At 65.8% G+C, this 18,878-nt stretch carries 17 protein-coding genes; 7 read left to right on the top strand and 10 right to left on the bottom strand.

Annotated elements, in window-relative coordinates; all coding sequences use genetic code 11:
- Nucleotides 1–49 precede the first annotated feature (49 nt).
- Nucleotides 50–2,281, top strand: coding sequence for a 4-alpha-glucanotransferase (gene malQ / locus BWQ92_RS08440; protein WP_076799113.1), 2,232 nt, complete (start codon nt 50–52; stop codon nt 2,279–2,281).
- Between the two features lie 39 nt (nt 2,282–2,320).
- On the opposite strand, the gene BWQ92_RS08435 is transcribed toward malQ, so the two are convergent.
- Both BWQ92_RS08435 and BWQ92_RS08430 read right to left on the bottom strand, forming a co-directional pair.
- Nucleotides 2,321–5,182 carry an alpha-amylase family glycosyl hydrolase gene (locus BWQ92_RS08435; RefSeq protein ID WP_076799112.1) on the bottom strand — a complete coding sequence of 954 codons (2,862 nt, stop codon included), beginning with the start codon at nt 5,180–5,182 and terminating at the stop codon, nt 2,321–2,323.
- 150 nt (nt 5,183–5,332) lie between these two features.
- On the bottom strand, nt 5,333–6,376 hold the full coding sequence (locus tag BWQ92_RS08430) for a lactonase family protein (protein ID WP_083706251.1): 1,044 nt from the start codon (nt 6,374–6,376) through the stop codon (nt 5,333–5,335).
- Nucleotides 6,377–6,579: 203 nt separating this feature from the next.
- Between BWQ92_RS08430 and BWQ92_RS08425 the strand changes: the two genes are divergently transcribed.
- On the top strand, nt 6,580–7,407 hold the full coding sequence (locus BWQ92_RS08425; RefSeq protein ID WP_076803604.1) for a putative protein N(5)-glutamine methyltransferase: 828 nt from the start codon (nt 6,580–6,582) through the stop codon (nt 7,405–7,407).
- A gap of 94 nt (nt 7,408–7,501) precedes the next feature.
- On the opposite strand, the gene BWQ92_RS08420 is transcribed toward BWQ92_RS08425, so the two are convergent.
- The 4 genes from BWQ92_RS08420 to BWQ92_RS08405 form a co-directional block, all read right to left on the bottom strand.
- Nucleotides 7,502–9,703, bottom strand: a complete 2,202-nt coding sequence (locus tag BWQ92_RS08420) for an HNH endonuclease signature motif containing protein (RefSeq protein WP_076799111.1) — start codon at nt 9,701–9,703, stop codon at nt 7,502–7,504.
- Between the two features lie 315 nt (nt 9,704–10,018).
- Entirely contained in the window at nt 10,019–10,432 is a 414-nt protein-coding gene (locus tag BWQ92_RS08415; RefSeq protein ID WP_076799110.1) for a hypothetical protein, read from the bottom strand.
- 114 nt (nt 10,433–10,546) lie between these two features.
- Nucleotides 10,547–10,810: a GlsB/YeaQ/YmgE family stress response membrane protein gene (locus BWQ92_RS08410; RefSeq protein ID WP_076799109.1), complete on the bottom strand. Its 264-nt coding sequence runs from the start codon at nt 10,808–10,810 to the stop codon at nt 10,547–10,549.
- 156 nt (nt 10,811–10,966) lie between these two features.
- A complete protein-coding gene (locus BWQ92_RS08405; protein WP_076799108.1) occupies nt 10,967–11,797 on the bottom strand; it encodes an aldo/keto reductase in 831 nt (276 codons plus the stop codon).
- Between the two features lie 114 nt (nt 11,798–11,911).
- On the opposite strand from BWQ92_RS08405, the gene BWQ92_RS08400 reads away from it, so the two are divergent.
- A complete protein-coding gene (locus tag BWQ92_RS08400; RefSeq protein WP_076799107.1) occupies nt 11,912–12,658 on the top strand; it encodes a CDP-alcohol phosphatidyltransferase family protein in 747 nt (248 codons plus the stop codon).
- 169 nt (nt 12,659–12,827) lie between these two features.
- Nucleotides 12,828–13,037 carry a hypothetical protein gene (locus BWQ92_RS08395; protein ID WP_076799106.1) on the top strand — a complete coding sequence of 70 codons (210 nt, stop codon included), beginning with the start codon at nt 12,828–12,830 and terminating at the stop codon, nt 13,035–13,037.
- Between the two features lie 37 nt (nt 13,038–13,074).
- Here the strand turns inward: BWQ92_RS08395 and BWQ92_RS08390 are convergent, their stop codons facing one another.
- Nucleotides 13,075–14,046 (bottom strand): aldo/keto reductase, encoded by a 972-nt coding sequence (locus BWQ92_RS08390; protein ID WP_076799105.1) that lies wholly within the window; start codon nt 14,044–14,046, stop codon nt 13,075–13,077.
- 37 nt (nt 14,047–14,083) lie between these two features.
- On the bottom strand, nt 14,084–14,905 hold the full coding sequence (locus BWQ92_RS08385; protein WP_076803603.1) for an aldo/keto reductase: 822 nt from the start codon (nt 14,903–14,905) through the stop codon (nt 14,084–14,086).
- 263 nt (nt 14,906–15,168) lie between these two features.
- Here BWQ92_RS08385 and BWQ92_RS08380 point away from each other — a divergent pair, with 263 nt between their 5' ends.
- Together BWQ92_RS08380 and BWQ92_RS08375 are read left to right on the top strand one after the other, a co-directional pair.
- Nucleotides 15,169–16,140, top strand: a complete 972-nt coding sequence (locus tag BWQ92_RS08380; RefSeq protein WP_083706446.1) for a helix-turn-helix transcriptional regulator — start codon at nt 15,169–15,171, stop codon at nt 16,138–16,140.
- Nucleotides 16,137–16,328 carry a hypothetical protein gene (locus BWQ92_RS08375; protein WP_076799104.1) on the top strand — a complete coding sequence of 64 codons (192 nt, stop codon included), beginning with the start codon at nt 16,137–16,139 and terminating at the stop codon, nt 16,326–16,328. Before BWQ92_RS08380 ends, BWQ92_RS08375 begins: the two co-directional genes overlap by 4 nt.
- Nucleotides 16,329–16,398: 70 nt before the next feature.
- Here the strand turns inward: BWQ92_RS08375 and BWQ92_RS08370 are convergent, their stop codons facing one another.
- Nucleotides 16,399–16,611: a dodecin gene (locus BWQ92_RS08370; protein WP_076799103.1), complete on the bottom strand. Its 213-nt coding sequence runs from the start codon at nt 16,609–16,611 to the stop codon at nt 16,399–16,401.
- 207 nt (nt 16,612–16,818) lie between these two features.
- Here BWQ92_RS08370 and BWQ92_RS08365 point away from each other — a divergent pair, with 207 nt between their 5' ends.
- Entirely contained in the window at nt 16,819–18,036 is a 1,218-nt protein-coding gene (locus BWQ92_RS08365; protein ID WP_216639975.1) for an integrase catalytic domain-containing protein, read from the top strand.
- On the opposite strand, the gene BWQ92_RS08360 is transcribed toward BWQ92_RS08365, so the two are convergent.
- The gene (locus tag BWQ92_RS08360; protein ID WP_076799102.1) at nt 18,015–18,749 is read right to left on the bottom strand and encodes a FadR/GntR family transcriptional regulator; all 735 of its coding nucleotides are present in this window, start codon (nt 18,747–18,749) and stop codon (nt 18,015–18,017) included. The genes BWQ92_RS08365 and BWQ92_RS08360 overlap by 22 nt on opposite strands.
- Nucleotides 18,750–18,878: the final 129 nt, after the last annotated feature.

The raw sequence follows: 18,878 nt of genomic DNA, 5'->3' as shown, positions 1-18,878 counted from the left end.
CGGGCAGCAGCGTTAGTTTCGGGCCGATAACAGCAGACGAGGCGGACATATGAAGGATCCCAGCCAGCAGCACGGGATTTCCCCTGGAACCCATTCCCCTGAAAGCTCTCCCACTGAAACGCCGCTGGGCAATGAAGCACCGGCAGCCAACACCGCGGTCAATCCCGAACTGTTGCGCTGGCTGGCTGAGGCGTACGGTGTGGGCACCACCTACCAGGGGTGGGACGGGAAACCGTATGAGGTCGCGGCCGGTACCCTGATCCGCGTCCTGGCCGCGCTGGGGGTCGACGCGGACACTGACCAGCTCATTGAGCACGAACTGGCCGAAGCGGAACTGGCGCCCTGGCGGCGGATGCTGCCGCCCGCCGTCGTGCTTCAGGAGGGGACACCCGGGGAGGTGTTCGTCCATGTCCCGCACGGATCATCCGTCCGTGTCTGGGCCGTCACCGAGGACGGGCGACGGCTCGACGCCGTCCAGGAGGACGAATGGGCGGAGCCACGTGAAGTGGACGGCATCCTGACGGGTCGGGCCACATTCGCCGTACCCCAGAACACCGGGCTCGGCTGGCATACGCTGCATGCGGAGGCGGCCGGGGTTGCCGCTGAGTCGACGCTGGTGGTGACTCCCGCCCGGCTGGCCACGGCTGCCGGCCTCGAGCAGCGCAGGGGCTGGGGCCTGGCGACGCAGCTGTACTCCGTCCGTTCCAAACGGTCCTGGGGTGTGGGCGATTTTGCCGACCTCGCCGAGCTGGCGGCGGTGGCGGGCGCGCACGGGGCCGACTACGTGCTGGTGAATCCCCTGCACGCGGCTGATCCCGTGCCGCCCCTGGAGCCGTCGCCGTATTCCCCGTCGACCCGCCGGTTCTTCAACCCCCTGTACCTCCGGATTGAGGCCATTCCGGAGCTGGCGTACCTGAATCCGAAGAAGCAGTCCCTCGTCCACAGCCTCATGAAGCAGTCGCGGAAGCTGAACAAGGACGCCACGCGGCTGGACCGGGACAAGGTCTACGCCGCCAAGCTCGCAGCGCTTGAGCTGATATCTGGTGTCAGCCGTTCGCCCTCACGGCAGCGGGCGTACGAGGAGTACTGCCGGTTGGCCGGCGCCGGCCTGGACGACTTTGCCCTCTGGTGCGCCATCCGTGAGGACCTCGACGCCGATGATCCGTTGTGGATCGACCCAACAGCTGCGCTCGGCTCGCCGTTCGCGGAGAAACTGAGGGGCGAACTGGCGGACCGGATCGAGTTCCACCGCTGGCTGCAGTGGCTCTGCGACGAACAGCTCGAGGCCGCCCAGGCCGCCTCCCGCAAGGCCGGCATGCGCCTGGGCGTGGTCAACGACCTCGCTGTCGGCGTGGACCTCCAGAGCTCCGATGCCTGGACGCTCCGGGGCGTCCTCGCGCCCGGCGTCAGCGTCGGCGCACCGCCGGACATGTACAACCAGCTGGGGCAGGACTGGCACCAGCCGCCGTGGCACCCCACCCGGCTTGCAGAAGCCGGCTACAAGCCGTTCCGGGAGATGCTCGCCACGGTGCTCCGGCATTCGGGCGGCATCCGGGTGGACCACATCCTCGGCTTCTTCCGGCTCTGGTGGGTGCCGGAAGGAAACTCCCCGGCGGACGGCGCCTATGTCCGGTTCGACCACGACGCCATGATCGGCATTCTTGCCCTGGAGGCGCACCGGGCCGGAGCCGTGGTCATCGGCGAGGACCTCGGCACCTTCGAGCCGTGGGTCCGGGATTACCTCGCGGCACGCGGCATCCTGGGCACGTCGATCCTGTGGTTTGAGAACGACGGCGACGCCCCGCTGCCGCCCGAAAAGTACCGGCTGCAGGCGCTCTCCAGCGTGAACACGCACGACCTCCCGCCAACCGCCGGCTACCTCGCCGGGGACCACGTGACGCTGCGCAACGAGCTGGGGCTGCTGCAGCGCTCGGCCGAGGACGAGCGCCTGGAGCACAATGCCAAGCTGGAGAAAATGATGGACCTGCTCAGGCAGCGGGGCCTGCTTCCGTCCGGCGATGCCGGCAGCGAACAGGAGCGGATCGAGGCCCTGCACCGCCTGCTCGCGCAAACCCCGTCGGTCCTTCTCGGCGTGGCGCTGGTGGACGCGGTCGGCGAACGCCGGGTGCAGAACCAGCCCGGGACCACCTCGGCCCAGTACCCCAACTGGCAGGTGCCGCTGGCCAACTCCGACGGGGACCCCGTGCTGATCGACAGCCTGGAGGAAGACGAGCGGTTCAACTCCCTGCTCTCGGCTGTCGAAGACGCAATGCGGCAGTGACGTCCGGGGCTCCCGCCCGGCAGGCGGGAGCCCCGGTCCCTAGCCGGCCGTGATCAGGTGCGTGGTGTGGCTGTACCGGAAGGTGACAGGGCCGCCGTCGTGATCCAGCACGATGTTGGAGCCGTTCAGGGCGCCGTCCTGGCCGTAATTCTCAGTCCAGGAGCCGTTGATGGCGGCCTTGAATTCGTACCGGCCGGCCGGAAGGTCGGCCGTGAGCTTCCACAGGCGGTCAGCCGGATCGAAGGCCAGGAATGCGGCCCTGCACTCGGGCTGCCAGTCACCCGGGCAGCCCATCTCGCTGTTCAGGCTTCCCGCCACGGTGACCGAGTCGGGCTGCGGCGTGGCGCCGACCACCACCGTCCGTACGTCGCTCACCACGCTTGATCCGCTGAGCTTTGCCCGGTACCGCACTTCGGTTCCATCGGCGAGGTCCAGCGCCGCCAGGCCGTCGATGACCGTGTAGGCGGGCGACGACTCATCATTGGATCCGATGGCCGTCCATGGTCCGCCCGCGATACTGCGCTCAAAATGCACCACGCGGCTTGCCCTTTCCGGATCCGCCGTGGCCACCACTTCCACGTCTCCCTCCACGGTGCTGCCCTCGGCAGGCTGCTGGATGGTCAGCACCGGGTCCGGCACCACGGCGGAGCGGGCAGCGCTGACCGACGAGCGGCCTGCATTGTTCAGGACGACCGCGCGGTACTCCACCGCAGTGCCCGGATCGAGCGCCGTGACGTCGTGGAACACGCGGTAGGGTGCGGTGTCGTCGGTGCCCACGCGCTCCCACTGGCCGCCGGGCATCCTGGCCTCGAAGGTGACCTCGTAGAACGAGCTGCCGTGGACGTCCGCCGTCACCTGGATCCGCCCGTTGTCTCCGGCGGACGTGCCCGTGGCGGCCGCGGAGGCCGGGGGCTGCAGCGCGACGGCAGGCGGCGTCTTCTCACGGGGAATCCGGCCGGAGGACTGGTAGACGACGGCGGAAAGCGGCGGCACTGTGACGGTCAACTTGCCGTCGGCGGAAGTTCTGGATTCGCCGGCGGCATCGCCGTAGATGAGGCTGTAGTTGCGCTTGGCGATGTACGTGGGAAAAGCGGCAGTCTGCGGTTCCTCGCTGTTGTTCAGCGCCACCACGTACTCGCGCTGGTCCGTGGCGTCCGTGCGGGAAAGCGCGTAGATGCCTGCCCCGTCGGAGGCGTACCGGTTCTGGTGCGCCCCGTTCCGGAGTGTGGGATGCTCCTTGGCCAGCGCCGCGAGCTCGCTGATCTTGGCGTACAGGGGATGCCCGGGATTGAAGTTGTCGGTGGCGTGCGTGGCGGTGGTGCCGAGCAGGTCGTCATCGAGGTAGTCAGGCACCTTGCTGGCGAACAGCGTCTGGCGGGCGTCCTGGTCCCCGCCGGGGCCGGTGAAGCCCTGTTCGTCGCCGTAGTAGACCACCGGGTTTCCGCGAGAGAAGTACATCAGCTCATGGGCGAGTTGGTCGCGGGCCACGCGTTCGGCGTCATCCGCGTCCGGGTTGTCGGTGCTGATGAAGCTGCCGATCCGGCCCATGTCGTGGTTCCCCAGGAAGGTGGGCAGCTGGTAGACGTTGGAATCGGCATCGGTGTACCAGTCGTCCGCGGCGAAGAAGTCCTTGAGCTGCTTCGCGTCCTGGCTGCGCGAGGCGAAATTCCGGGCTGCATCCTGGAACGGGAAGTCGAGCACGGCCTGCATCTTGTTGCGGGTGGTGAACTGGGAGGTGAAGCTCTTGGACGTGTCGAAGACCTCGCCGAACATGAAGAACTCGTCCTTGCCCTGCTCCCTCGCATAGGCCAGGACCTCCGGACCGAACTGCTGCCAGAATTCGTCATTGACGTGCTTCATGGTGTCGATGCGGAAACCATCCACGCCGAAGTCCCGGATCCACGTCTCGTAGATTTCCGTCATGCCGGCCACCACGGTGGGGTGCTCGGTGAACAGGTCGTCCAAGCCGAAGAAGTCGCCGTAGTAGGCGTTTTCGCCGGCAAAGGTGGTGTCGCCGCGGTTGTGGTAGAGCGTCAGGTCGTTGAGCCAGGCAGGAACCTTGAGGTTCTGTTCCGCCGGATCAAGAACGGGCGTGTACGGGAAGGAGGTCCCGGCGTCGAGCTTGGGGAAGCCCGCGCTGCCGGCGAAATCCCGGTCATCGAAGGGTTCGCCCGTTGCGGTGCGGTATGGCTCCTTGTCCTTGGAGATGTAGCCGGTGCGGGCGCCCTCCTTATAGCCGATCACGTCCGCGGTGTGGTTGGTGATGATGTCGAAGTAGACCTTCATGCCACGGGAGTGTGCCTCGTCGATAAGCGCTTTCAGCTCAGCGTTGGTGCCCAGGTGCGGATCGATCTGGGTGAAGTCCGTGATCCAGTAGCCGTGGTAGCCGGCGGAGTTGTCCTCGCGCTGCACCGCCTTGTTTTTGAAGCTCGGCGTCAGCCAGATTGCCGTGGTCCCCAGCCCCTGAATGTAGTCGATCTTGTTGAGCAGGCCGGCCAGGTCGCCGCCGTTGTAAAAGCCCTTGCGGGTGGGGTCGAAGCCGGAGACCATCGGATCCGGTCCCAGCCCGCCGTCGTCGTTGCCGGCGTCGGCGTTGCTGAACCTGTCCGCCATGACGAAGTAGAAGTTCTCGCCCGAGACCGGAGCGCGGAGCGAATGGGCCGCTGTTCCCGGTTTAGTGCCGGAGGGTTTGGTGCCAGACGGTTTGGGGTCCGACGGCGGCGCGGGGCTCTTGCCGGCGACGGCCGCTTGGGCGGGAGCTGAGGTTGGCAGGGCTGCCTGGGCAGCTGGGGCCGATGTGGCGAGCAGGAGGAGCGCGCCCGCCGCTGCGACGGTTGCGAGGGCTGGCTTGGTGGGCCCGCTGTTACGGCGTGACGGATGGAGGCGAGGGACGGTGAACATGTGAGACCTTCCGCAAAGCAACGCTGCTTGTCCGGGCGGGGAGGCCCGGCGTTAGACTGCCGACTCAGCCAAGGCAGGCCCGGCCACCACCCCCTGTGATGACGCCGTATTGGAAATGACTGACGCTGTAATGGCTTTGTCGATTGCGGCTTAGCTTGCCACAATCAGGGCCGTGGGGGAACCCGCAACGAGGCGGTGAACGGGGCCATGCGGAAGACCCGTGGCGGTGTCCAGCCGGAAGGTGGTGATGTCGTGGGACCGCTCATGGGCCACGTGCAGCCATTCGCCGCGGACCAGGTGGTGGCGGGGCCAGTCGCCGCCGCTGGGGACATCGGCCAGCGGGCTGAGCAGGCTGCCCTCTGCGGATGAGGTCACTTCCAGTACGCTGATGCGGTTGGTTCCCCGGGTTCCGACATAGGCGAACCGCCCGTCCGCCGACAACGCAATTTCGGCGGCAGAATCACCCTCTTTGGCGCCGTCGGACGTAGCGGGCCCCTGGCCGGCCAGCTCGAACTTTCCCGCTGCCGAGGCGGACCGGACCGCAAAGACTTCGATGGAATACTCGGAGACCACAAAGACCGTTCCGTCCGGGTGCTGCACCAGGTGGCGGGGCCCGCTGTCCTTCGGAAGCACCAGCTCATGGTCCAGCACCAGGCCAGTCCCGGGGACACGGTTCCATACGCGGAGGAGATCGTGGCCCAGGTCCGTGGTCATGATGCGTCCGTCTGCGAGGACCAGGCTGGCGTGGGCCCGGCTGGGGCGCTCGTCCCGGTGCGGGTCGCTGGATGGCGCCGCCGGAAGGCGGCGGGCGATGCCGCCGTCGTCCTCCAGTTCGTAGAGCAATACCTGGCCGTCGCCCCAGCACGCGACGACCAGAAACTTGCCATGGGGGTCGACGTTGACGTGGCAGGCCGCTTCGCCCGCAGGCCAGGGCTCCCCGACGGGTTCGAGGCTGAACTCTCCGCGGCGCCGGTACGCCTGGACGGTCTTGGCGTTCTCCCCGACGGCGTAAACCATCGGCAGTGAGCGGTGCACTGCCACGAACGACGGCGAATCCGCCTTTGCGGCTGTCCCGAGCCAGGTCAGTGTCCCGTCAGCGCTGGACGATACGGCCCCGATGCCTGCTCCGTGGCCTCCGCTGTCCGCCGTGTAGGAGCCGGTCCAGATAAGGGTGTGGTTTCCGCTGTGGGTCATCGTTCCATCCTGCCAAGAATTGCCGGATCCGGGGTCGGATAACATAAATTTTGCAGTGCCAGTTTTGAGTGCAGCACTACCCGGGAGGTGAGGACAATCCACGCAATGCCAGCTGGGGCTCTCCCTGCCCGCCGCCGTCCGCTCCGCCGAGGCTAGCCGGACGAATGCACGGAGCGCCCATCATTCAAGTGAAGGACGCCTCCATGCCTGTTGAATCGCCATTTTCCCGCTCCACCGTCATCGGCAGGCTGCGCGCCGCCGGCTGCGTCTTTGCCGAAGAAGAAGCGGACCTCCTCCTGTCTGCGGGCCATGGTCCCGCTGAGCTGATCAGCGCCGTGCAGCGGCGGATCGACGGCTTTCCGCTTGAGCATATTCTCGGCTGGGCTGAATTTTGCGGTCTTCGGATCAGGGTGGAGCCCGGCGTTTTCGTGCCTCGCCGCCGGACGGAACTGCTGGTCCGCGAAGCTGCTTCACTTCTCGGCACTGCGCCCGCGGATCCCGTGCCGTCCGCGGATTCCGTTTCGTCCGCCGCGCCGGTTGTTGTAGATCTGTGCTGCGGCTCCGGAGCCGTAGGCGCCGCGCTGGCAGAACTGTGGCCCGGCATTGAGGTCCATGCTTCCGACGTCGACCCCGCCGCCGTGCGTTGTGCCCGCCTCAACGTCCTCCCCTTGGGTGGCGTGGTCCATGAGGGTGACCTGTACGCGGCGCTGCCCGCCCGGCTCAGAGGGAACGTTGACGTTCTCGCGGTGAATGCGCCGTATGTTCCCACGGCATCCATCGGCAGCATGCCCCGTGAGGCCCGCGTTCATGAACCACGGGTGTCGCTTGACGGAGGGCCGGACGGGCTCGACATCCAGCGCCGGGTGATTGCGGAAGCGGCTGCCTGGCTCCGTCCGGGCGGGCACCTTCTCATCGAGACCAGCCGGCGACAGGCACCTCTTACTGCGGCGGCCATGGCCGGTGGGGGACTGGGCCCCCGAATCGCCTGCTCAGCTGAACTGGACGCAACAGTGGTAATCGGCAAGCTGTAAGCACTGTCTGGGCTGCACTTAACGTCCGGCAGCCCGTGGCAGCGTTAGCCCGGCCGGCTCTGCCCGCCGTTCAACGCGGCGTCATTCCGCGTGTTCATGTTTTGTGGTGGTGGTTTTGTCGGGGTTGTTGGCGGGGGTCGATGTGGGGTGGCGGGATGAACCAGGGGGTGCCGTTTTTGATGTGGATTTTCCATTGTTCTTTATGGATGAGGTGGTGGTGGGCTGTGCAGAGGAGGACGCCGTTGTCGGTGCTGGTGGGTCCGCCTTGTGACCAGTAGGTGATGTGGTGGGCTTCGCACCAGGTGGCGGGGATGGTGCAGTTGGGGAAGGCGCAGCCTTGGTCGCGGGCGTTGAGGGCTTTGCGGATGTGGGGCGGGAAGATCCGGGTGGTGCGGCCGATGTCGAGGATGCGTCCTTGGCTGCTGAGGAGGACGGGGATGATGTCGGCGTCGCAGGCGATTTTGCGGATGGTGGAGGCGGTGACGGGGCCGGTGTAGGTGAAGGTCCCGCTGCCGGGGGGTGTGCCGGGTTGGCCGTTGAACCCGGCGCTTGCCCAGTTGATGCCTGGCGAATTGATGCCTGACTGGTTGATGCCGGAGAGCGTGTCGGCGGGGGCGGGCTGGTTTTCGCCGCCGGGCCACTTGTCCTGGCCGGTAGCCGAATCGGGCGAGGATCCGGCGTCGCCGGTTTGCCCGGTTTCCGTTGGCGATTCCGGACCGCTGGTTTGGCAGATGTCCGGGGTGGTGGCTGCGAGCGGTTCGGGAGGGCTGACCTGCCAGGTGCCCGGCAGGAGTGCTGGACCGGTGGCCGGCCAGCCGGGGGTGCCTGGTGGCTGGTTCGTGGTGGTGTGCCCGGTGTCGTTTGTTGGTGCGGGGCTGTTTGTTGGCCGGGTGCTGGCGCGGTTTCTGTTGTAGCGGGGGCCATTGGCTGCGGTGGCTTCGATGCTGTTGAGGAGGTCCTGGTAGGAGACGGTGACCATGACCTGGGGGCGGAGCCCGCCGGTGGCGGGCAGGGTTCCGGTGGCGAGGGCCGCCTTGCTGGCGCCGACGAGGCCGTCGAGGCGTTGTTGGGCCAGGGTGCGCCGGTCCAGATCCGGGAGCGGGGCAGGGGCGTTGAAGGCCTCGTCCAGGTCGACAGCGGTGGCGCTGCCCGTGTTTTCGCCGTCGCCATAGCCGTCGTTGCCGCCGCCGTCGGGGAGGTTGTTGCCGGCGCCGCTTCCGTTATTGTCCGCGGCGCTGGTGGTGTCGGGTGTGGTGGTGCGGGGGTTGGTGGCGGTGTTCATGGCGGTGGTGAGAACTTCGTATTGGTCGGTGGTGGCGTGGATTTCGAGGTGGTAGAGGCCGCCGCGTTTGGGGCGGATGAAGACGCCTTGGCGGTGGCGGAGGTTTTCTTCGGAGGGTTCGGTGCCGTCCTGGTCGAGGGCGTCGATCCAGCGGTGGGCGATGCGGGTGAGGAAGTCCTGGTCGTTTTCGATCGCGGTTTGGGTGAGGTTGCGTTCCATTTTGGCGAGCGCGTCTGGATCGGGGATGTGGCGGACTTTGTCCAGGGCGGTGGTGATGATGGTGCCGGCGCGGGAGGAGATGATCCCGGCGGTGAGCGCGGCCGCGGTTTCCTCGTGTATGGGCGGCATGGGCCGGCCGGCGAGTCCGGTGCGGGGGAGCACGTCGCCGGCCAGGGCGAGCCTGCGGCGTGCTTCGGCGCTGCTGATGCGAAGCCGGGTGCGGAGGAAATCAACCGTGTTGCGGGACCCGTCGTCGGCCGGGGACCAGGCCACCGCGCGGGCAGGGACCGTCAGCGGGTCAGCGGAAGACGGGGCCTCAGCAGGGCTGCCGACGGCGGCGGCCTCGGAGGGCTGAGCGTCTGGGGCTGCAGCGGTTTCGGGTTCATTGCCCCAGCCTGTGGTCCAGCCGGCCGCGCGATTGGCTGCTTCGGCGGCGCTGATCGCCTCGGCCCGCGTCCGTTCCACGGCCGCGGCAGCCTGTAGCTGAAGGTATTCGATGCGGCGGGAGAGCTGTTCTGTGAGTTCTGCGAAGTCGGCTGCTTCAGGGAAACTGGCTGCGGCGAGCTCTTCCTCCGCCGCAGCGGCTGCGGAATCCAGGAGCACCAGGCCCGCCCGCAGGTCAGCAGTTGCCAGCGCAGCGCCGCCGTCGGACGTGCCCTCGATACGGGCGCTGGACGGGGAAGCCGCGGCCGGCACGCTGTGAAGCCCGCGGCCCCGCAGCGGAGCAGCAGCATTCAGGCCGGAGACGTCAGTCCCGCCCGCGATGTCCGCTCCATGCTCCCCGATAGCTTCCATAGGTCTAGATTGTCAGCGGGGACTGACATTTAAGGCCGTGATCGTGGCCACGCTTGCCTTCAAGTCAGGGGAGGCGGCAGCACCGCCGTCGGACGAAGATGTGTCCGCAACGGCGGTGCCGGTTCCGGCTAAAGCCGGACGCCCGGAAGCGTGGACGCTGCGCATTGGGGCAGCACTCAGGCCGGGCACTGCTGCCCGGCCTGAGACGCTGCCTGCATTTCCCCCGATAGCTTCCACAGGAAAAGATTGTCAGAGGGGGCTGACATTTTTGCTTGTTGCCCACACCGCCTTGGATGCAGGCTTCAGCAGCCGAAGCTACTGTTTATTCGGATTCACGTTGGTGGTGGCACCGGCCTGACCGGTCTCCACGTCGGAGGTCCCCAGGTTCACCGTTTCCGGATGCGTGCTGTGGGCCGGCACGTGCGAGCTGTCCGCAGAAGTGCCGGCAGACGCAGAACCACTTGAAGCAGCATCAGAGTGTGTGTCGCGGTGCATGGCCGAGCCGAGAACGGTTCCCGCCCGGCGCGCGGCTTCCGCCAGCTGGTCCCCGACCTCCGGGGCCTTTTCCTTGACCGCTTCAGTAGCTGCCGTGACCTTGTCCTGGACCGGCTTGCTGTCCCAGATTCCTGCGGCCCGTGCTTTGAGCTTGTCGTACGCTGCCCGGCCGGACCTCGATCCGAGCACATAGCCTGCAGCGATTCCGGCGCCGAAGAGAAGTTTGGATTTCATGATGATCTCCTGCTCTTTAGGGGGATCTGTTCGGTTTTGGTTCAGCCCGTACGGGCCATGGGGGTGGGAAACCGGCCCCGGAGGTTCCCGGAGCCGGTTTCCGCACTGCTCCGTCTAGCGTGCGGTGCGCTTGGTAATCATGCCGTAGACCAGCAGGACAATCAGAGCGCCGCCGATCGCCAGCAGCCATGTGGACAGCGAGAAGAACTCGTTGACGCCCACGCCAAAGAGCGCGCTGCCGATGAAGCCGCCGAGAATAGCGCCCACCACACCGAGCAGCAGCGTGATGAAAATGCCGCCGCCCTGCCGGCCGGGGAGGATGGCCTTAGCGATGGCTCCGGCAATAAGGCCAAGAATCAGAAATGCGAAAAAACCCATTTTATCGTTCCTTCTTCATCTAAAGGAGTTACCCGGGTTGCCGGGTACGCTTCGTCCTTCTGCTCAATACTAATCATGCTTACTATTTTATTGCCAGTCGGCTTCCAGCCGCCCCGCGGGGAGGATCCGCGGTAAGCCCGCGTCCGGAGCTATTCTTCAATGGCCCTGGACGTCCGAATTCACACCCGCCTCGGGGCCTTCATCGAGGGTGCTGATGGCGGTCAGGTCTTCGTCATCCAAGGCAAAGTCGAAGACATCAATGTTCTCCTTCATCCGCTGGGGGTCAGCTGATTTGGGGATGGCTACGAGACCCTGCTGGACGTGCCAGCGCAGCACCACCTGGCTCACTGTCCGCCCGTGTTTGCCGGCGATTCTGGCCAGTACAGGGGCCGACAGCAGCCCAGATCCCGCCCCCAGGGGGCTGTACGATTCTGTGGCGATCCCATGCCGCTCGTTGTAGATGCAGTCGGCGGAGCGGGTTATCGAGGGGTTGAGCTGGATCTGGTTCACGGCCGGCACAACATCCGTCTCCCACATCAGTTCTTCCAGGTGGGCTGGCTTGAAGTTCGAGACGCCGATCGAGCGGACCTTTCCTTCCCTTTGCAGCCGCTCAAAAGTTTTCCATGTGGAGATGAATTCTCCGCGGCGGGGGAGTGGCCAGTGGATCAGGAGCAAGTCCACGTAGTCCAGGTTCAGGCGTTTCAGGGAACCTTCCAGGCCGGCTATGGCCTGGTCTCCACCCTGAAACTCCCCGTCCAGCTTGGTGGTGATGAAGAACTCGCTCCGATCCAGGCCGCTGGCCCGGATACCGGATCCGACGCCGGCCTCGTTGCGGTATCGCACGGCAGTATCGATATGCCGGTACCCGGCTTCCGCAGCGCGTACGACGGCGTCACTCACCTCCCGGTCATTCAGCGGCCAGGTGCCCAGGCCGATTTGGGGAATCCGGTTGCCGTCGTTCAGCCCGATTAATGGTGCTTGTACCATGCCGAAGAGTCTTTCCTATCGGGGCCAGTTTGCCCAGACCCGTTTGCTATCTCCCGAGGTCAGGTCGGGAATGCCAATGGGCCTCCTGTTGTTGCCATGAGCGCAAGGAGGCACATGCAGGTCTTGCTCAGTAGGCGCGCTGTGGTGGACGTTGCCGTTGCCATGGCTTGTTTCCTTGTGTCCGGGAGTTGGATCCTGACCGCTGCCCAAGCTGAAACAGCGTATTTCCTCGCCGCGTTGGGCGCCGGATTTGTTGTGATGGCAAATGCCGCGGCCTCCGTTTTCAATCGCAGGCCGCTGCTGACCACGGCTGCGGACCGCGTTACCCTGCTTCGCGCCGTCCTGGTGGCGTGCTGTGCGGCGACAACCGTTCCCGCCCTGCTCACCGGAACCGCTCCCGGCATGCCGCTGGTGGTGCTGGGAGCGGCAGCATTCGTTCTTGATGCGGTTGACGGGACCGTTGCACGGCGGCTGGAGTGCGCGAACCCGGCGGGAGGCCGGCTGGATGTCCAGACTGATGCGGCCCTTGTCCTCGTGCTCTCCTGTGCGGCTGTTCCCGCCGTGGGCCCGTGGGTCCTGGCCATCGGGCTGATGTGGTACGCATTCGTCGTCGCCGGATGGTTCCGGCCTGAACTAAAGCGGACGCTGCCTGTGAAGAGGCTGCGTAAGCTTATCGGCGCTTTTCAGCCGTTCGCCTTGCTGTTGGCACTAACGCCCGGCGTACCCGGTGGAATCGGCATGGCCGCTGTTGTCCTGGCGCTGGTGGCTTTGGCTGCTTCGTTTGGCCGGGACGTCGTGGAACTGGAGCAAAGCGACGGCAAGAGGACCGGCCGGCACTCCAGCACCGAAATGGTGAACTGAGGGGCACCTGCAGAAGCGACTGCCCCGCCTAACGGCGTCGGCGCCCGCCGCGGAGCCTGGTGACTATGGACTTACGTTGACTGCCGCTGGTAATGCTTGGAGCGGGCCCGTGCGGGAGCACGGGCCTTTCCGTCCAGCAGTTACTCCGAGACAGCAAAGGATCTAAACCATGAGCGAGACGCCCGCCGATCCGGAGCAGAATCCGCCGGACCAGCCTGAAAATGATTCACCCGCAGGCTTTCCGTTCGACCCCAACGAGGACCCGCCCCTGGAAGCACCCGCAGTTCCTCCCCAGGACAAGCCGGGGCCACCCACCGGCCGTGACGGCGAGCCTGACGAGCCTGCCCTGGAGGATCCCCAGCGGCCGCCCGCCCGTTAAGCAGGCGACTCCGGGGCCCGGCAGAAAGCGGCCCGGGTTACCAGGCGTAGTCCTCCGGAGCGGTGCGGTGGCCGGGGAAAATGCCATCCAGGCGCTTGAGCGCATCATCGTTCAGTGTCACGTCCAAAGCCCGGATGGCGGCGCCGAGCTGTTCCTGCGTGCGGGGACCGACGATGGGTGCGGTAATCCCGGGCTGCTGTAGCAGCCACGCGAGTGCAACGTCGCCGGGTTCATGGCCGAGCTCCCCGGCGAAGTCCTCGTACTCCAGGATCTGGTCGCGGTGCTTTTCCAGCGTTTCCGCTGCCCGCCCGGCCAGCCGCCGCACGCCGTCGTGCTCCTTTTTGAGCACCCCGCCCAAGAGCCCGCCGTGCAGCGGCGACCAGGGGATGATCCCGATCCCGTATTGCTGGGCCGCGGGAATGACCTCCAGTTCAATGTTCCGGGTCAGCAGGTTGTAGATCGACTGCTCACTGACAAGGCCGGTGTAGTTGCGGCGGGCGGCGGCTTCCTGCGCCTGCGCCAGGTGCCAACCAGCGAAATTGCTGCTGCCCGAGTACAGGATCTTGCCCTGCTGGATGGCCACTTCAACGGCCTGCCAGATCTCGTCCCACGGCGTGTTCCGGTCAACGTGGTGGAACTGGTAGACGTCGATGTAATCCGTCTGCAGACGCTTCAGGCTGGCATCGAGGGCGCGCCGGATGTTCAGCGCGGACAGCTTTGACTCGTTCGGCCGGTCTGTCATGGTGCCGTAGAGCTTGGTGGCCAGCACCGTGCGTTCCCGGCGCTCGCCGCCCTTCCCAAACCAGCGGCCAATGATCTCCTCTGTCCAGCCGCGATGGTCCGACCCGCCGTACACGTTGGCGGTGTCGAAGAAATTGATGCCGGACTCCTGGGCGGAGTCCATGATTGCGTGCGCTTCGGATTCCTCGGTTTGCGGGCCGAAGTTCATGGTGCCGAGGCAAAGCCGGGAAACCTTGAGGCCGGAACGGCCCAGATGGGTGTACTCCATGGATGGTTCGTCCTTTCGCTGGAGCCGGGAAGCGGGGTCAGAGCTGGGAGAACGCGGCCACGGCAGGGTCAGCGCCAATGCGGGATCCGGCCTCCAGCGCGTTGATTGATTCCACGTCCTCCGCAGTTAGCCGGATTGCTGCTGCCGCGAGGTTCTCCCGCATCCGTGCAGAGTCGGCGGACTTCGGAATAACGATATTGCCGGTTGCCAGGTGCCAGGCGAGCACGATCTGGGCGGGCGTGGCGCCGTGTTCCTTTGCGAGGCCTGTTACCGAGGGTGCGTCCAGATCCGCACCCTGGCCCAGCGGGCTGTAGGCCTCAACGGCAATCCCGTGGGAACGGCTCGTGGCCGCCAGCGGGGCCTGCTGGAAGGTCGGATGGAGCTCGAACTGGTTCACCGCGGGGACGATGTCGGCGTCGGCCAGGACGGCGTCAAGGTGCTCGTCCAGAAAGTTTGAGACGCCTATTGCCCGGGACTGGCCGGTGGCATGGATCTCTTCCAGTGTTTTCCAGGCCTGGGTGTAGAGGCCCTGGGAAGGCACTGGCCAGTGGATCAGGTACAGGTCCACGAAGTCCAGCCCCAGCGCCTTTAGGCTGTTCTCGAACGCCTCCCGGGTATTGGCCTGCTCGCCGTTGCGCAGCTTGGTGGTGATGAAGAGTTCCTCGCGCGGGATGCCGGATGCGGCAATCGCAGCGCCCACCCCGGCCTCGTTCCGGTAGGCCGCCGCGGTATCGATGTGGCGGTAGCCAGCTTCCAGGGCGTCCTCGACGATCCGCTGCGTCTCCTCCGGGGGTACCTGGAAAACACCGAATCCCAGCTGCGGGATGGGAACACCGTTGTTGAGGACGACCTGCGGGATCTCAAGGGCCTGGGGGACCGAACCTGTACCCGTCCCGTGAACTGTGGGCTCGGGAGTCTGCTGCATGTCTTCTCCTTTATGGTGCGGCTTGATAATCCGTGATGTTGGGTACGCCAGGCGCCAGGATGGGGCGCGGGGCTCCTTCCGAGCCTATGCACCCCGGGCTCCGGAGTCAGCAGCTATGGCTCTCCCTGTTTTTCCTAGGATTACCAGTCCTACCTACGTTGTAGAAACGGTGCGCGGGGGCAGGCACAATGGAGGCCATGGGTCAGAGCGCCGAGTTCGGCAAATTCCTGAGGGCAATGCGGTCACGGCTGAAACCGGAGGACGTGGGCATCGTTGGCAGCACAGGCGCGAGGCGCGTGCCCGGGTTGCGGCGGGAGGAAATCGCCCGGCTGGCGGACGTCAGCACGGATTACTACACGAGGCTCGAACAGGGCAGGAACATCCACCCGTCGCGTGCCGTCCTGGATTCAGTGGCGCGGGCGCTCAGGCTCGACGCCGGCGAACAGGCCCACATGATGAACCTCATCCAGCACTGCGCAGAGTCGTCGCGGTCGCCCCTGCCCGTCCAAGCGATCCGGTCCGGGCTTCGGCAACTCCTGGACGCCGTGGGCGACGTGCCAGCCCTTGTCCTCGGGCGCAGGACTGATGTCCTGGCCGGTAACCGGATGGCCTTCCTGCTGTTTGCGGACTTCCCGCAGCTGCCGTCTGCCGAGCGGAACCTCACCCGGTGGCTGGTCCTTGACCCCCGGGCGCGGGAGCTGTTCCTCGACTGGAAGACGGTGACGGCGGAGGCGGCAGGCGCCCTCCGGCTCGACGTCGGAAGGCATCCCAATGACGCCCAGGCCAACCAGCTCGTGGGGGAGCTGGCAGTGCGGAGTGAACATTTCCGCCAGTGGTGGGCAGGGCACCGGGTGGCCACCCGTTCGGCGGGCAGTGTGCGCCTTCACCACCCCGAGGTGGGTGACCTTGAACTGAACTTCGAAAACCTGGTGCTGCCGGACGACGCCGACCAGACGCTCCGCGTCTATTCGGCCCAGCCGGGATCGCCTTCAGCGGATGCGCTGGCGCTGCTTGGCAGCCTTGGCGCGGACACCCGGAACTCCTGTACCCCTGCCCAGCAGGACCAGAGTATTTTATCCATTCGTCCATTGGGCCCCGGCGCCGCTTTTCCTAGCCTTGGGGGAGAACTTCTCCCGCCCTCCAAAACTAAGGATGACCTTCAACGATGAAACGCATCGCACTGCTCCGGGAACGCCAGACGCCCTCAGCTTCCACCGGAACCCACTGCCCGGCGTCGGGAATGTGGACACCCGCGGGCTCGCCGGACGAGGCCCATGCCTTCTTTGAGGGACAGGTGTTTCCCGCCTTCCGCGGGGTCCCCACTGTGTGGCGGCGCAGCGCTGCCGGCCAGGATTAAGCAAGTGATGCGGCGCCGCTGAACAACAGCCGGCGCCGCATCACTGATCTCCGTTACTATGCGGCGGGATCTACTCCCGTTCCAGGCGGAATCCGAGTTTGAGCGTGACCTGCCAGTCGGCCACCTGGCCATTCTCGAGGTGGCCGCGGATCTCCTTGACTTCGAACCAGTCCAGGTTCCGCAGGGTTTTGGCGGCGTCGGCTATTCCGTTCCGGACGGCCGCGTCGACGCCTTCTGTTGAGGTTCCGACAATTTCAGAAATGCTGTAGGTGTTGTTAGACATCTTCGCTCCTCGTGATCGCCATCCATACCCGGCTGCGGGCCGTTCCTGCAGAGTATCGGACGGGGCGCCGCGGAACTAGACTTCGCGTTGACTCATGAAAGATGCCCGCGTAGCGGTATTCGAAGAATCATTTGAGAATGCCCGCGTAGCGGCGTGTCCGCCGGGGTGGCGTTTGCCGTGTCGGCACTGTGAGCCATGGAGCTTTCGATGAGTGAACGCAGGGCTGTCACGAAGGTCATCGCCACCCGCTACGCCCGCTCGGACCGGGCCGTGAAGAAGCAGATTCTCGATGAGCTGTGCGCGACGACGGGATGGCACCGCGACCACGCCCGCAAGGCCCTGCGGCAGGCGCTGGTACTGAGGGCCGTGCTGCCCAGGCCGACTCGGCCGCCTCTGTACGGGGAACCGGTGATCGAGGCGCTGCGGTTCTGCTGGGCGGTCCAGGGAACGCCCTGCGGGCGGCTCCTCGCAGCAGCGCTGCCGGACCTGGTCCCGCGGCTGCGGCGGTTTAAAGAGCTCCGCATTGACGCCGCCACGGCGGCCCAGCTGCTGACGATCTCACCGGCGACCATCGACCGCCGGCTCAAGGCCGACCGGGCGAAACTGGAGCCCCGCGGCCGGTCCCACACCAAACCTGGAACGCTGCTGAAGGACTCGATTCCGGTGAGGACCTGGGCCGAGTGGGATGATGCGGTGCCCGGGTTCGTGGAGATCGATCTGGTCGGCCACGAGGGCGGCAATAACCAGGGCGAGTTCTGCTTCACCCTTGATATCACTGACATCGCGACCGGTTGGACGGAGACCCGGTCGGTGCGGAACAAGGCGCAGAAATGGGTCTTCGCGGCGATCAAGGACGCCACCGCCGCGTTCCCGTTTCCGATCCTGGGGATCGATTCGGACAACGGTTCGGAGTTCATCAACTGGGAACTCTTCCGCTGGTGTGAGCAGGAGAAACTGACCTTCACCCGGTCCCGGTCCGGGAACAAGAACGACGGCGCCCATGTCGAGCAGAAGAACTGGCACGTCATCCGTCAGACCGTCGGCTACCACCGCTACGACACACCCGGCGAGCTGGAACTGCTGAACCGGATCTGGGCGCTCCAGCGGCTGCTGACCAACCACTTCGGACCCCAGCAAAAACTCGTCGCGAAAGTCCGGACCGGCGCGAAGGTCACCAAGACCTACGACGCGCCCGCCACCCCGTTCCAGCGCGTCCTGGCCGACACCGGCACCGTCACCAAAGCCACCAAAGCCCGCCTGAAACGTGAAAACCGGCCACTGAACCCGGCCGCCATCCAACGCCAGATCCAGGCCCTCTGCACAGAGCTCCTGACCCTGACCACCGCCAAGCAAGCCCCCAAGAAGCAGCCCGCCATCCGGGCAAAATCAAATGATTCCACGAATCAACCCAGGCGGGCATCTTGACATGATTCCTCGGGGACTTCCAGCACGTAGCTTCTGAGGTCGTCGAGGGTCTGCTGCATGTGGGCGTCCATGGCGTTGCGTGCGCGCTGCGGATCCCTTACAGCCAGGGCCTCGTAAATGTTCTGGTGGTGCCCGATGGCATGTTCCTGGATGTCCGGCACGTTCGAGGTCTCCGTCCGCCCCTTTTCGAGAACGCGGTGCAGAGGTTCGAAGAGCACGGCCACGAACACGTTCTCGGACGCGTGCAGAATCTGGTCATGGAACGCGAGGTCGGCTGCGACAAAACTGGCCACATCATTGCTTTGGTGTGCCTTCCGCATGTCCGCCACACAGTCCCGGAGGCCGTCAAGCTCGGCGTCGGTAATGCGGTGCGCCGCCAGCTCGCAGGCGCCCGTTTCCAGCATCCGCCGCAGCTCGATCAGCTGGACCGCGGCGGCCGCGCCATTCTGTCCCTCGGAGGCGGCCCGCAGCACCGCCTCCAGTGACGACCAGCGGTTCAGTGGGTTCACGAACGTGCCGCGGCCGCGTTCCACGCTAAGGATGCGCTGCGCCTCCAGGGTCTTCATCGCCTCTCGCACTGTCATGCGGCTGACATCGTGGCGTGCGCTGAGCTCCAGTTCCCCCGGCACGCTGCTGCCTGGCGGAAATTCCCCGGAGATGATGCGGTCAAGGAGTTCGTCGGCGACGACACCCACCAGTGATTTGCGTGCCATTTCTTCCGTTCAGCGTGTGCGGCCTTTATTGGCCGGGGATGTGTGCAAAAAGTGTACTTGCGCACGTGCTGTGCGTTATGCCACACTAGCATCAAACGCCAGATGTCTGACATCTGACACGTCAGTCCC

The sequence above is a fragment of the Arthrobacter sp. QXT-31 genome (assembly GCF_001969265.1).
Lineage (GTDB): Bacteria > Actinomycetota > Actinomycetes > Actinomycetales > Micrococcaceae > Arthrobacter.
The sequence above is the reverse complement of the archived record's forward strand: the minus strand, read 5'-3'. Positions and strand labels throughout refer to the sequence as shown.